Below are 13022 nucleotides of genomic sequence, written 5' to 3' on the forward strand. Positions count from 1 at the left end.
ACAAACTCCTTCTAGGGGCGCTGCGGGGCGCCCGCGGACGGGACGGCCGGGGGCAGTGGCAGGGTCACGGTCACCGAGGTCCCGGCACCCGGCGAACTGCGGACCGCCGCGCCGCCGCCCGCCTCCTCGGCCCTGGCCCGTACGCCGTCGAGACCGTAGCCCTCGCGCGGCGCCCGGGGATCAAAGCCGCACCCCTCGTCCCGTACGGACAGGGCCAGGGCATCGGCGGCGTACGTCAGTACGACGGTCACCGGAACGGACGGGCCCGCGTGTTTACGGGTGTTGGCGAGGGCCTCCTGGCAGGCGCGCAGGACGACGACCTCGTACGCGGTCGGCAGCGGGCGGACGTCGCCGACCACCGTCAGCGGGGCCGGGGCGCCGGTCTGCGCGGTGTGCCGGTCGGTCAGCCGGTTCAGGGAGTCCGCCAGCGAGTTGCCGGCCAGATCGGCCGGAGAGCCACCGGCCACCAGCGCCCGTGCCTCGGCGAGGTTCTCCCGCGCGGTCCGGGTCATCAGCGCCACATGGCGCCGGGCCTGCGGCAGATCGTGGTCGAGCTCGGACTCGACGGCCTGGGAGAGCATCAGCAGGCTGGTGAAGCCCTGGGCCAGCGTGTCGTGGATCTCCCGCGACATCCGCTCCCGCTCCGCCAGCGCCCCGTGTGCCGTGGACAGCCGGGCGATCTCCTCGCGGCCCGCCTCCAACTCGGCGATCAGCGCGGCCCGGTCGCGGCTCTGGGCGATGATCCGCGTCGTCCACCGGCCCAGGAACGCGCTGAACGCGAAGGTCGCCACCGCCAGCAGGAGCCGGAACGCACTCTCGCCCGCCGTCGGATGCCACAGCAGCGTCCAGCCGACGAACGGCACCGCGCCCATGCCGCCCAGCACCCACAGCGCGTCCCGCAGCCGCAGCAGCATGAAGCACTGCGGGGCCAGCGCGAACGTGACGAGTTGCGTCTCGCCGACCAGCATCGCGGTGGGCAGGAAGAGCAGTAGCGCTCCCACCACATAGCGGCGGGCGGGCCCCTCGGCCCCGGTGTCGTCCAGCATGGCGGGCCGGCCGACCAGGACGTACCACGGCAGATTCAGCGCGACGATCGCGGCCGCCGTCGCGCGGACCGGCCACGACGGTTCGGCGGCCCCCAGCACCACGGCGAGGGTGACCGCCCAGACGACGGCGAAATACCCGTCCCAGGGAGGCAGCGACCGGACCCAGACGTCGGAGTCACGAGCCCCGCCCGCTCCGGTCAGCCGTCGCGCCGGCTCTTCCAGCGAAACGTCAGCAGACACAGCAGCAATCCTCCGATGCACCACGCGCCCAGCACGAGGGCGATCCGTCCGAACTCCCAGCCGCCCGCCTGCTCCAGCACGGCGGCCGACTCGGGCAGAAAGACTCCTCGAAAGCCCTGGCACATCCACTTCAGCGGGAACAGGGCGCCGATGTTCAGCATCCAGTCCGGGAGTTCGCTCGCCGGGATGTAGACGCCGGAGATGAACTGGAGCACCAGGAACGGCAGGATGACCACCGAGCCCGCGCTCCGGCCCGACCCGGGCAGACTGCTGATCGCGATGCCGAGCAGCGCGCAGGCAGCCGTCCCGAGCAGGAAGATCCAGCCGAACGTCAGCCAGGTCGACACGTCCCCGGGCAGGTCAAGATCGTACAGTCCCACCCCGACCGCCAGCAGGACGGCCGCCTCCAGGGCCCCGGTGACCAGGACCAGCCACACCTTCCCCAGGAAGTAGGCGGCGGGCGGCATCGGTGTGGAGATCAGCCGGCGCAGCAGCCGCTCGTCGCGCTCGATCGCGATGGAGATGCCGAGCGACTGGAAGCTGGTCGCCATGATGCCCGCCCCGAGCATCGCGGCCACATAGATCTGCGAGACGGGCACCTCGCCGTCCGCCACCTCACCGCCGAAGATCGAGGCGAGCAGCACCAGCAGGACGACGGGGAAAGCGAGCGAGAAAACGACCTGGTCGCGCAGGCGGAAGAACTGCTTCAGTTCCAGACCGCCGCGCAGCAGACCCAGGCGCCACGCACCGGGCAGGCCGGTGGTGTCCGGCGCGGTCATCGGACGACCTCCGACTGCCCGGTGAGCCGCAGATAGACGTCTTCGAGCGTGGGCCGGGTGACCAGCAGCCCCGGGACCTCTCCGCCGAAACGGTCGGCGAGCGCGGTGACCGTACGCGTCGGCGTCCCGGTCTCCTCGGAGCGCGGCGATCCGTCGGGCTCCGTCCACCGGACCGTGGCGCGGGTGCCGTACCGGGCCCGCAGCTCCTCAGGAGTCCCCTCGGCGACCGCGGCGCCCGCGGCGACGACCACGAGCCGGTCGGCGAGCGCCTCGGCCTCCTCCAGATAGTGCGTGGTGAGGAGGATGGTGGTGCCGCCGTCCGCGAGCAGCCGGATCAGCTCCCAGAACTGCCGCCGGGCCGCCGGATCGAAACCGGTGGTCGGCTCGTCGAGCAGGAGGAGTTCGGGGGAGCCGATCACCCCGAGCGCCACATCGAGACGTCGGCGCTGACCACCCGAGAGGGCCTTGGTCCGGGATCCCGCCTTGGCCTCCAGACCGACCAGGGCGATGGTCTCGTCGGGGTCGCGCGGGTGCGGGTAGTAGCGGGCGAAGTGCCGGACCGTCTCCCGTACCGTCAACTCGGCGGGCGCGGATTCATCCTGCCAGACGATCCCGACCCGGGACCGTTGACGGCGGTCGGCCGTCGCGGGGTCGACGCCGAGGACCTCCACGCTGCCGCCGTCCCGGTCCCGCTGCCCCTGGAGCACGCCCACGCAGGTGCTCTTCCCGGCGCCGTTCGGGCCGAGCAGTCCGCACACCTCGCCGCGCCGGATGCCCAGGTCCAGGCCGTCCAGCGCGGTCACACCGCCGTATCGCTTGCGCAGTCCGCGCACGTTCACCACGAGTTCCGTCATGGGTCCGAGCATCCCGTGGGAGCGACGTTCCGCTGCCCACCGGACGTACACCTTTATGTCCATCGAACGGTTGACCCGTACGGGGGTGCGGCACAATGACCTTGCCCGGCTGACCACTCGGTGACGGAACGGCGATATGACGACTGCTGCGGTAGACCACGACCTCTCCTCGGACCAGGACGAGGGCGGCGGCAAGCGCACCTTCGGGGCCGGACGCGGTCTCGCCCTGCTCCTGGTGATCACCGGTGCGGCCGGGGTGCTGGCCTCCTGGGTCATCACGATCGACAAGTTCAAGCTGCTGGAGGACCCCTCCTTCACCCCCGGCTGCAGTCTCAACCCCGTCGTCGCGTGCGGCAACATCATGAAGAGCGAGCAGGCCTCGGCGTTCGGGTTCCCCAACCCGATGCTGGGCCTGGTCACGTACGGCATGGTCATCGCGATCGGCATGGGCCTGCTCGCCGGCGCCCGCTACCGCAGCTGGTTTTGGCTGGGGCTGAACGCCGGGACCCTGTTCGGGGTCGGCTTCTGCACCTGGCTCCAGTACCAGTCGCTCTACAACATCAACTCGCTCTGCCTGTGGTGCTGCCTGGCCTGGGTCGCCACCATCGTCATGTTCTGTTACGTCACCACGCACAACGTCAAGCACCGCATTCTCCCCGCGCCCGCCTGGCTGCGGAACGGGCTGACCGAGTTCCCCTGGGTGCCGCCCGTGCTGTGGATCGGGATCATCGGCATGCTGATCCTGACCCGCTGGTGGGACTTCTGGACCAGCTGAGCGTCCACCGCCCCCGACAGGTGCCGGCGGGGCGCTGTCAGTGGGGTCGCATAGGCTTCATGACGTGGAGCCCGACCTCTTTACCGCAGCCGCCGAAGACCGCCAGGAGAAGGACCCGTCCAGCAGCCCCCTCGCTGTCCGGATGCGTCCGCGCGTCCTCGACGAGGTCGTCGGCCAGCAGCATCTGCTGAAGCCGGGCTCGCCGCTGCGCCGGCTCGTCGAGGGGAGCGGCGGTCCGGCCGGGGCGTCGTCGGTGATCCTCTGGGGCCCGCCCGGCACCGGCAAGACGACCCTGGCGTACGTGGTCAGCAAGGCCACCAACAAGCGCTTCGTGGAGCTCTCCGCGATCACCGCGGGCGTCAAGGAGGTCCGGGCCGTCATCGAGAGCGCGCGCCGCGCCACCGGTGGCTTCGGCAAGGAGACCGTTCTCTTCCTGGACGAGATCCACCGCTTCTCCAAGGCCCAGCAGGACTCCCTGCTCCCCGCCGTGGAGAACCGCTGGGTGACCCTCATCGCCGCCACCACGGAGAATCCGTATTTCTCGATCATCTCCCCGCTGCTGTCGCGTTCCCTGCTGCTCACCCTGGAATCGCTGACCGACGACGACCTGCGTGATCTGCTGCGCCGGGCGCTGGCCGACGAGCGCGGGTTCGGCGGAGCCCTCACCCTGCCCGAGGACGCGGAGGCGCATCTGCTGCGCATCGCGGGCGGCGACGCGCGCCGGGCGCTCACGGCCCTGGAGGCGGCGGCCGGTGCGGCGCTCGCCACGCACGAGGCGGAGATCACCCTGGAGACGGTCGAGGCGACCGTCGACCGCGCCGCCGTGAAGTACGACCGCGACGGCGACCAGCACTACGACGTGGCCAGCGCGCTCATCAAGTCGATCCGTGGCTCCGACGTGGACGCCGCTCTGCACTACCTGGCCCGGATGATCGAGGCCGGCGAGGACCCGCGGTTCATCGCCCGGCGGCTGATGATCTCGGCCAGCGAGGACATCGGCCTGGCCGATCCCACCGCGCTGCCGACGGCGGTGGCGGCAGCCCAGGCCGTCGCCATGATCGGCTTCCCGGAGGCGGCGCTCACCCTCAGCCACGCCACCATCGCACTGGCGCTCGCGCCCAAGTCCAACGCGGCGACGCTGGCGATCTCCGCAGCGCAGGAGGATGTCCGCAAGGGGCTCGCGGGACCTGTCCCGGCCCATCTGCGCGACGGCCACTACAAGGGCGCCGCCAAGCTCGGCCATGCCCAGGGCTATGTCTATCCGCACGACGTGCAGGGCGGCATCGCCGCCCAGCAGTACGCCCCGGACGCGGTCCGCGACCGGCAGTACTACACCCCCACCCGCTACGGCGCCGAGGCGCGGTACGCGGACGTCGTCGAGCGCGTCCGCGAGCGCCTGGGCCGTTCCGGCGGGAGCGCGGAGCCGTCCTGAGGCCCGCTCGTCCCGTCAGGACGCGGCCGCCTCGAAGAGGGTGTGCATGGCGCGGCGCAGCTCGGTGACATCGCGCACCGGCTCCGGGAACTCGAAGCGGGCGTCGAAGCAGGACCCCTGGTCCTCGACGAAGCGGACCCGCAGCCCGAAGCGGTCGAGCGCGACCGGCACGGCCCTGGGCTGGTGCGAGGAGCAGGCGCGGGCGGTGCGCTCGCCCAGCAGACCGCACAGGGTGCGCATCTGCTCGTCGTGGGCGGAGTGCAGATGCTGGAGCAGCTCCGCCTCATGGAGGACCAGCGGGTCGGGGGCCGCGTCGCGGAAGTCCTCCGGCTCGATGTCCTCGGCGCCCCAGAGGTCGTCCACGTACGCCTCGCCGAACTCCAGGCGCAGCATCATCCGGCCGGGCTCGGCGATGCCGGGTACGGAGGTGAGCCAGCCGGAGACCCACGCGCGGCCGCGGATCCGGTGCGGTACGGAGACCGGAGCGACGTCCGTGATCTCCAGCACGGCGGTCAGCTCGTCGCCCTGCGCGTGCGTCGCGGCCCGAACCGCCGGGGAATCCGCGGGGAATTCGAGGAACAGATCGCCCTCGGGTCCCACGCTCCTGCTGTCCGGGACCAGGGGCTCCGCACGGGCCAGATCGAGCCCCGGTACGACGAGCAGCGCGGAGCAGGTACTCTGTACGAGAGTTCGTGTGCGTTCGGCTGCTGACGGCATCCGAGTGTTTTCAAGCCCGCTGGGACGCGGCTGACCACGATCAGATCGGCCTTCCGTCGTAGCAGCACCTTCTGGTGTGCTGCCGCTGTCTGTGCTGTCCGTGACGTGAGTGGTGTTCCCAGGGCGAGACATGCGATCTCCTTGAGTAAGGTAAACCTAACCTAACCTACAACGGAGGTCTGGAGAACGTGCCTAACCAGTCGCGTCCCAAGGTCAAGAAGTCGCGTGCCCTCGGCATCGCTCTGACGCCCAAGGCTGTCAAGTACTTCGAAGCTCGTCCGTACCCGCCGGGCGAGCACGGCCGTGGCCGCAAGCAGAACTCGGACTACAAGGTCCGTCTGCTGGAGAAGCAGCGCCTGCGTGCGCAGTACGACATCAGCGAGCGCCAGATGGCGCGCGCCTACGACCGTGCCAAGAAGGCCGAAGGCAAGACGGGCGAGGCGCTGGTCGTCGAGCTCGAGCGCCGCCTCGACGCCCTGGTCCTGCGTTCGGGCATCGCCCGCACCATCTACCAGGCCCGTCAGATGGTCGTCCACGGCCACATCGAGGTCAACGGTGGCAAGGTCGACAAGCCGTCCTTCCGCGTGCGCCCCGACGACGTCGTCCAGGTCCGCGAGCGCAGCCGCACCAAGGTCCCCTTCCAGGTGGCCCGCGAGGGTGGCTACGACACCGACGGTGAGACCCCGCGCTACCTCCAGGTGAACCTGAAGGCCCTGGCCTTCCGCCTGGACCGGGACCCGAACCGCAAGGAGATCCCGGTGATCTGCGACGAGCAGCTCGTCGTCGAGTACTACGCCCGCTGATCCAGGCGTAGCCGCTCTCACCAGCGCTCCGGCCCGCCCCTCCCTGTCATCCGGGAGGCGGCGGGCCTTCGCGTTCCCCCGGGCCCGCCCGGTGCCGCCGCCCCGCCCGCACCCGGCACGTCCTTCGCCGCGGCCGGTCCGCCGCCGGCCAGCGCACGGTCGACCGCGGTGTCCGGATCCAGCCGCCGGCCCGCCCGCAGCCCCTCCTCGTACGCCGCGTTCCCCAGCTCCCGGCGCGCCTGCTCCTCGCACTCCGCCCGCGGCCGCCCGTAGAACGCCGAGCCGAACAGCTGCAGACCCACCGACGGCCAGATGCCCTCCGCCGCACCCTGGAGCACGGCGGCCTCCCCGGCGTCCCCCTCCACCGCCGTCACCAGGGCCAGCAGTTCCAGCGACAGCACCGTGCCCAGCAGATCGTTGAACGTCCGGCCGATCGTCAGGCACTCCCCGAGCATCTGCCGCGCCCGCGCCGGCCTTCCCCGCCGCAGCGCCGCGTACGCCAGGACGTACAGCGCGTACGCCAGCGCCCACCGCTCCCCGTGGTCCTCGCAGATCTCCCGGACCTCGTCGCAGATCACCGCCGCCGCGTCCAGATCGCCGAGGAACGCCACCGCCATGGCCAGCTCCACCTGCGCCATCAGCACATTGCTGTTCAGCTCGCCGACCTCGCGGTACCGGCCGAGCGCGTCGCGGAGCAGCTCCTCGGCCCGCTCCATGTCGTCCGTCACGATCGCCAGACACCCCGTGCGGTGCACCGCGTACGCCAGCGCTGTCGCGTCCCCGGTGCGCTCGGCCTCGTCCCGGCACTCCTGGAGCGCCGAGATCGCGCCGATCGCGTCGCCCTGCAGCACCGCCACATAACCCAGCACCCACAGCACCTTCAGCCGTGCGGCATCGTGCGGGGTCGGTTCCTCCAGGACGTGGTCCAGCCAGTGCCGCCCCTCGGACAGCCGCCCGCAGCCGGCCCAGTAGAACCACAGGGTGCCCGCCAGATACTGCGCCAGATGCACCTCGTCGGGGGTCTCCATCGAACATTCCATCGCCCGGCGGAGGTTGGGCAGCTCGCTGTCGATCCGGGCCGCCACCTCCGCCTGGCGCGGACTGAACCAGTCCAGCTCGCACCAGGTCGCGAGCCCCAGGAACCAGTCCCGGTGCCGCCGCCGCAGCCGCTGGGCGTCCCCGGCGGCCGCCAGCCACTGCGCCCCGTACTCGCTGACCGTGTCCAGCAGCCGGTAGCGGGCGCCGGCCGGGCCGTCCTCGCGCTCCACCACCGACTGGGCGAGCAGCTCGTCCAGCACATCGAGCACCGAGTCGGCCGGCAGGTCGGGACCGCCGCAGATGTACTCGGCGGCCTCCAGGTCGAACTGGCCGGCGAACACCGAGAGCCGCGCCCACAGCAGCCGCTGCTCGGGCGTGCACAGCTCATGGCTCCAGCCGATCGCCGTACGCAGCGTCTGATGGCGGGGCGGCGCGCCGCGCCGGCCGCCGGTCAGCAGCCGGAACCGGTCGTCCAGGCGCAGGAGCACCTGTTCCACCGAGAGGGCGCGCAGCCGCCCCGCCGCCAGCTCCAGGGCCAGCGGAATGCCGTCGAGGCGGCGGCAGAGCTCCAGCACGGCCGTCCGCTCGCCCGCCGTCGGCGCCCAGCCCGGCCGCACCCCGCGCGCCCGTTCGGTGAAGAGCTCCACCGCGTCCCCGTCGGACATCGGGGCGAGCGGGAACGTCCGTTCCCCGTCCACCCGCAGGGGGCAGCGTCCGGCCGCGAGCACCCGGAGGCGCGGGGCCCGGCGCAGCAGCTCGGTGACGAGGTCGGCGCAGGCGTCCACGAGGTGCTCGAAGCCGTCGATCACCAGCAGCGTCCGGCGCTCGGAGAGATGTTCGACGAGGGCGGCGCGCGGTGGCCTGTTGGTGTGATCGGTCAGGCCCAGCGCGTCGACCAGCGCGTGTTCCAGCAGGTCGGGGTGGCGTACGGCGGACAGCTCGGCCAGCAGGACCCCATCGCAGTACCGTTTCTCCCGCAGCGCGGCGAGGCGGGTGACGCACCGGGTCTTGCCCACGCCCGCCACCCCGGCGACGGTGACGAGCCGGGACTCCTCCAGCAGCCCGTCCAGCTCGGCCAGTTCGTCCTCACGTCCCACGAATCTGTTCAGTTCGGCCGGGAGATTGCCGGGCGCCGCCGCGGGGCGGGCGTCCGGGTCATCGGGATTCGGGGAGGGGTCGTGCAGGCGTCGCATGAAACACGGAGCGTACTGGCTTGAAAGCTCTCCGTACAATCTCGTAAAGCAACTCCCGCCCGGCCCGCGGGGAATGCGGTAGGGGAGGAGATGTGCGGCGCGATAGGCTCGTGGGACAAGGCCCGGCAGGGCCGAGCGACGAGCAGAGAGCGGTGCACAGTGTCCGGTGGAGAGGTGGCCGGGATCCTCGTGGCCGTCTTCTGGGCGATCCTGGTCTCGTTCCTCGCCGTGGTGCTGGTGAGGCTCGCCCAGACGCTCAGGGCGACCACCAAACTCGTGGCGGACGTGACCGATCAGGCCGTCCCGCTGCTGGCCGACGCCTCGGCGACGGTGCGCTCCGCGCAGACCCAGCTGGACAAGGTCGACGCCATCGCGAGCGACGTCCAGGAAGTCACCTCCAACGCCTCCGCGCTCTCCACCACCGTCGCCTCCACCTTCGGCGGCCCCCTCGTCAAGGTCGCGGCGTTCGGCTACGGCGTACGGCAGGCCCTCGGCCGCCGCACCGCACCCGAGCCCGAACCGGAACCGGCGCGGGGCCGTGGCTCCGCCCGCCGCACGGTGATCGTCGGCCGGACCGTACCCTCGGCGCGCGGACGCAGGCGCGAACGCCGAAACGCCCGCGGACAGAAGGACTGATCCAGCGATGTTCCGCCGCACGTTCTGGTTCACCGCCGGCGCAGCCGCCGGTGTGTGGGCCACCACCAAGGTCAACCGCAAGCTCAAGCAGCTGACCCCCGAAAGCCTCGCGGCGCAGGCCGCGGACAAGGCGATCGAGACCGGTCACAAGCTCAAGGACTTCGCCCTCGACGTCCGTGAGGGCATGGTCCGTCGCGAAGCCGAACTGGGCGGCGCCCTGGGCCTGGAAGCGCCGGTCGACCCCGACCTTCCCGTCCAGCGGCACTTCGCCGTCGACGCGGCCGAGCCCGCGAACACGTACCGCACACTTCCCTACAAAACGAACAACCGGAATGAGGACCACTGATGGAGTCGGCTGAAATTCGCCGCCGCTGGCTGAGCTTCTTCGAGGAGCGCGGTCACACCGCCGTGCCTTCGGCGTCGCTCATCGCGGACGACCCGACTCTGCTGCTGGTCCCCGCGGGCATGGTCCCCTTCAAGCCGTACTTCCTCGGCGAGGTCAAGCCGCCCGCCCCGCGCGTCACCAGCGTGCAGAAGTGCGTGCGTACGCCGGACATCGAAGAGGTCGGCAAGACCACCCGCCACGGCACCTTCTTCCAGATGTGCGGGAACTTCTCCTTCGGGGACTACTTCAAGGAAGGCGCCATCCAGCTCGCCTGGGACGCGCTGACCAACTCCGTCGAGGACGGCGGCTACGGCCTCGACCCCGAGAAGCTCTGGATCACGGTCTACCTCGACGACGACGAGGCCGAGCAGATCTGGCGCGACAAGATCGGCGTTCCCGCCGAGCGCATCCAGCGCCTGGGCAAGAAGGACAACTTCTGGTCCATGGGCGTCCCCGGACCCTGCGGCCCCTGCTCGGAGATCAACTACGACCGCGGCCCCGAGTTCGGCGTCGAGGGCGGCCCGGCCGTCAACGACGAGCGCTACGTGGAGATCTGGAACCTGGTCTTCATGCAGTACGAGCGCGGCGCCGGCGACGGCAAGGAGGACTTCCCGATCCTCGGGGACCTGCCGTCGAAGAACATCGACACCGGTCTCGGCCTCGAACGCCTCGCCATGATCCTGCAGGGCGTACAGAACATGTACGAGACCGACACCCTGCGCGTCGTCATGGACAAGGCCACCGAGCTCACCGGCGTCCGCTACGGCGCCGAAAAGGGCACCGACGTCTCGCTCCGCGTCGTCGCCGACCACATCCGTACGTCGGTGATGCTCATCGGCGACGGCGTCACCCCCGGCAACGAGGGCCGCGGCTATGTGCTGCGCCGCATCATGCGCCGCGCCATCCGCAACATGCGCCTCATGGGCGCCACCGGCTCGGTCGTCAAGGACCTGGTCGACGTCGTGGTCGACACGATGGGCCTGCAGTACCCGGAGCTGATCACCGACCGCAAGCGCATCGAGACCGTCGCGCTCGCCGAGGAAGCCGCCTTCCTCAAGGCCCTCAAGGGCGGCACCAACATCCTGGAGACCGCCGTCACCGAGACCAAGGCCGCCGGCGGCCAGGTCCTCGCCGGCGACAAGGCGTTCCTGCTCCACGACACCTGGGGCTTTCCGATCGACCTGACCCTGGAGATGGCCGCCGAGCAGGGGCTGTCCGTGGACGAGGACGGCTTCCGCCGCCTCATGCAGGAACAGCGCGACAAGGCCAAGGCCGACGCCCGCGCCAAGAAGACCGGTCACGCCGACCTGTCCGCCTACCGCGAGGTCGCCGACACCTCCGGCGCCACCGAGTTCACCGGCTACACCTCCACCGCCGGTGAGTCCACCATCGTCGGGCTCCTGGTCGACGGCGTGCCCTCGCCCGCCGCCACCGAGGGCGACGAGGTCGAGGTCGTCCTCGACCGCACCCCCTTCTACGCCGAGGGCGGCGGCCAGCTCGCCGACACCGGCCGGATCCGGCTCGACACCGGCGCCGTGATCGAGGTCCGCGACGTGCAGAAGCCGGTCCCCGGCGTCCACGTCCACAAGGGCGTCGTCCAGGTCGGCGAGGTGACGGTCGGAGCCTCCGTCTTCGCCTCCATCGACAACACCCGCCGACGCGCCATCGCCCGCGCCCACAGCGCCACCCACCTCACCCACCAGGCGTTGCGCGACGCGCTCGGCCCGACGGCCGCCCAGGCCGGCTCGGAGAACTCCCCGGGCCGCTTCCGCTTCGACTTCGGTTCGCCCGCCGCCGTTCCCGGCACGGTCCTCACCGACGTCGAGCAGCGGATCAACGAGGTCCTCTCGCGGGAACTCGACGTCCAGGCCGAGGTCATGTCCATCGACGAGGCCAAGAAGCAGGGCGCCATCGCCGAGTTCGGCGAGAAGTACGGCGAGCGGGTCCGCGTCGTCACCATCGGCGACTTCTCCAAGGAGCTGTGCGGCGGCACGCACGTCCACAACACCGCCCAGCTGGGTCTGGTGAAGCTGCTCGGCGAGTCCTCCATCGGCTCCGGCGTGCGCCGCATCGAGGCCCTCGTCGGTGTCGACGCGTACAACTTCCTCGCCAAGGAGCACACGGTCGTCGCCCAGCTCCAGGAGCTGGTCAAGGGCCGCCCCGAGGAGCTCCCGGAGAAGATCGCGGGCATGCTCGGCAAGCTGAAGGACGCCGAGAAGGAGATCGAGAAGTTCCGCGCGGAGAAGGTCCTCGCGGCCGCCGCCGGGCTCGTCGAGTCCGCCAAGGACGTCCGCGGCACCGCCCTGGTCACCGGCCAGGTCCCCGACGGCACCTCCGCCGACGACCTGCGCAAGCTGGTCCTGGACGTGCGCGGCCGCATCCAGGGCGGCCGCCCGGCCGTCGTGGCCCTGTTCACCACGGCCAACGGCCGCCCGCTCACCGTCATCGCCACCAACGAGGCGGCCCGCGAGCGCGGTCTCAAGGCCGGTGACCTCGTCCGCACCGCGGCCAAGACGCTCGGTGGCGGTGGCGGCGGCAAGCCGGACGTCGCCCAGGGCGGCGGCACGAACCCGGCCGCCATCGGCGACGCCGTGGCCGCTGTCGAACGCCTCGTCACCGAGACGGCGTGACGAGCGGGATGACAGCGATGCGCCGGGGCCGACGGCTCGCCGTCGACGTCGGGGACGCCCGGATCGGGGTCGCCTCGTGCGACCCCGACGGGATCCTGGCCACGCCGGTGGAGACCGTGCCGGGACGCGACGTCCCGGCCGCCCACCGGCGGCTCCGCGGACTCGTCGAGGAGTACGAACCGATCGAGGTCATCCTCGGTCTGCCGCGGTCCCTCGGCGGCGGCGAGGGACCCGCGGCCGCCAAGGTCCGGGCGTTCGCTCAGGAGTTCGCCCGTTCGATCGCACCCGTTCCGGTGCGACTGGTGGACGAGAGGATGACCACAGTGACGGCCGCTCAGGGGATGCGCGCCTCGGGCGTGAAGTCCAAGAAGGGCCGGTCTGTCATCGACCAGGCTGCCGCTGTGGTGATCCTTCAGAACGCTCTGGAGTCCGAACGGGCGTCAGGCAATCCCCCGGGTGAGGGCGTCGAAGTGGTTGTCTGATCGCGATACGGT

General features: G+C 71.2%; 12 protein-coding genes. 7 read left to right on the forward strand and 5 right to left on the reverse strand.

Translation table 11 applies throughout. From position 1 onward, the window contains the following. Positions 1-11: 11 nt before the first annotated feature. The 3 genes from ACIQPT_RS30795 to ACIQPT_RS30805 are packed head-to-tail and all read right to left on the reverse strand — an operon-like array spanning position 12 to position 2919. The gene (locus ACIQPT_RS30795; protein WP_401160611.1) at positions 12-1286 is read right to left on the reverse strand and encodes a sensor histidine kinase; all 1275 of its coding nucleotides are present in this window, start codon (positions 1284-1286) and stop codon (positions 12-14) included. Further along, on the reverse strand, positions 1244-2065 hold the full coding sequence (locus ACIQPT_RS30800) for an ABC transporter permease (RefSeq protein ID WP_401160613.1): 822 nt from the start codon (positions 2063-2065) through the stop codon (positions 1244-1246). The genes ACIQPT_RS30795 and ACIQPT_RS30800 overlap by 43 nt, the downstream gene beginning before the upstream one ends. Beyond that, on the reverse strand, positions 2062-2919 hold the full coding sequence (locus ACIQPT_RS30805; RefSeq protein ID WP_401160615.1) for an ABC transporter ATP-binding protein: 858 nt from the start codon (positions 2917-2919) through the stop codon (positions 2062-2064). Before ACIQPT_RS30805 ends, ACIQPT_RS30800 begins: the two co-directional genes overlap by 4 nt. Before the next feature lie 136 nt (positions 2920-3055). Here ACIQPT_RS30805 and ACIQPT_RS30810 point away from each other — a divergent pair, with 136 nt between their 5' ends. Both ACIQPT_RS30810 and ACIQPT_RS30815 read left to right on the forward strand, forming a co-directional pair. Beyond that, on the forward strand, positions 3056-3694 hold the full coding sequence (locus ACIQPT_RS30810) for a vitamin K epoxide reductase family protein (RefSeq protein WP_401160617.1): 639 nt from the start codon (positions 3056-3058) through the stop codon (positions 3692-3694). Between the two features lie 64 nt (positions 3695-3758). Continuing rightward, a complete protein-coding gene (locus ACIQPT_RS30815) occupies positions 3759-5126 on the forward strand; it encodes a replication-associated recombination protein A (RefSeq protein ID WP_401160619.1) in 1368 nt (455 codons plus the stop codon). 15 nt (positions 5127-5141) lie between these two features. Here the strand turns inward: ACIQPT_RS30815 and ACIQPT_RS30820 are convergent, their stop codons facing one another. Further along, a complete protein-coding gene (locus ACIQPT_RS30820; RefSeq protein WP_401160620.1) occupies positions 5142-5843 on the reverse strand; it encodes a DUF2470 domain-containing protein in 702 nt (233 codons plus the stop codon). 188 nt (positions 5844-6031) lie between these two features. Here ACIQPT_RS30820 and rpsD point away from each other — a divergent pair, with 188 nt between their 5' ends. Further along, the gene (gene rpsD, locus ACIQPT_RS30825) at positions 6032-6646 is read left to right on the forward strand and encodes a 30S ribosomal protein S4 (RefSeq protein ID WP_015607373.1); all 615 of its coding nucleotides are present in this window, start codon (positions 6032-6034) and stop codon (positions 6644-6646) included. Positions 6647-6663: 17 nt separating this feature from the next. Here rpsD and ACIQPT_RS30830 read toward each other — a convergent pair whose 3' ends face one another. Further along, positions 6664-8877: an ATP-binding protein gene (locus ACIQPT_RS30830; RefSeq protein ID WP_401160622.1), complete on the reverse strand. Its 2214-nt coding sequence runs from the start codon at positions 8875-8877 to the stop codon at positions 6664-6666. A gap of 174 nt (positions 8878-9051) precedes the next feature. Here ACIQPT_RS30830 and ACIQPT_RS30835 point away from each other — a divergent pair, with 174 nt between their 5' ends. Genes ACIQPT_RS30835 through ruvX form a run of 4 tightly spaced genes read left to right on the forward strand, consistent with a single transcriptional unit; the run spans position 9052 to position 13010 of the window. Continuing rightward, positions 9052-9513: a DUF948 domain-containing protein gene (locus ACIQPT_RS30835; protein ID WP_007457957.1), complete on the forward strand. Its 462-nt coding sequence runs from the start codon at positions 9052-9054 to the stop codon at positions 9511-9513. Between the two features lie 7 nt (positions 9514-9520). Then, positions 9521-9859: a DUF6167 family protein gene (locus ACIQPT_RS30840; protein WP_401160624.1), complete on the forward strand. Its 339-nt coding sequence runs from the start codon at positions 9521-9523 to the stop codon at positions 9857-9859. After that, positions 9859-12528: an alanine--tRNA ligase gene (gene alaS / locus ACIQPT_RS30845; protein ID WP_401160626.1), complete on the forward strand. Its 2670-nt coding sequence runs from the start codon at positions 9859-9861 to the stop codon at positions 12526-12528. The genes ACIQPT_RS30840 and alaS overlap by 1 nt, the downstream gene beginning before the upstream one ends. A gap of 8 nt (positions 12529-12536) precedes the next feature. Next, positions 12537-13010, forward strand: coding sequence for a Holliday junction resolvase RuvX (ruvX, locus tag ACIQPT_RS30850; protein WP_401160628.1), 474 nt, complete (start codon positions 12537-12539; stop codon positions 13008-13010). Positions 13011-13022 lie beyond the last annotated feature (12 nt).

Source organism: Streptomyces sp. NPDC091289, from assembly GCF_044757365.1.
In the GTDB taxonomy this organism is placed as follows: domain Bacteria; phylum Actinomycetota; class Actinomycetes; order Streptomycetales; family Streptomycetaceae; genus Streptomyces.

Excerpts from the sequence above, each read along its gene's own strand:
- ACIQPT_RS30830 (WP_401160622.1), bottom strand. The coding sequence starts at position 8,877 with ATGCGACGCCTGCACGACCCCTCCCCGAATCCCGATGACCCGGACGCC.
- ACIQPT_RS30810 (WP_401160617.1), top strand. The coding sequence starts at position 3,056 with ATGACGACTGCTGCGGTAGACCACGACCTCTCCTCGGACCAGGACGAG.
- ACIQPT_RS30800 (WP_401160613.1), bottom strand. The coding sequence starts at position 2,065 with ATGACCGCGCCGGACACCACCGGCCTGCCCGGTGCGTGGCGCCTGGGT.
- ACIQPT_RS30840 (WP_401160624.1), top strand. The coding sequence starts at position 9,521 with ATGTTCCGCCGCACGTTCTGGTTCACCGCCGGCGCAGCCGCCGGTGTG.
- ACIQPT_RS30805 (WP_401160615.1), bottom strand. The coding sequence starts at position 2,919 with ATGACGGAACTCGTGGTGAACGTGCGCGGACTGCGCAAGCGATACGGC.
- alaS (WP_401160626.1), top strand. The coding sequence starts at position 9,859 with ATGGAGTCGGCTGAAATTCGCCGCCGCTGGCTGAGCTTCTTCGAGGAG.
- ruvX (WP_401160628.1), top strand. The coding sequence starts at position 12,537 with ATGACAGCGATGCGCCGGGGCCGACGGCTCGCCGTCGACGTCGGGGAC.
- ACIQPT_RS30820 (WP_401160620.1), bottom strand. The coding sequence starts at position 5,843 with ATGCCGTCAGCAGCCGAACGCACACGAACTCTCGTACAGAGTACCTGC.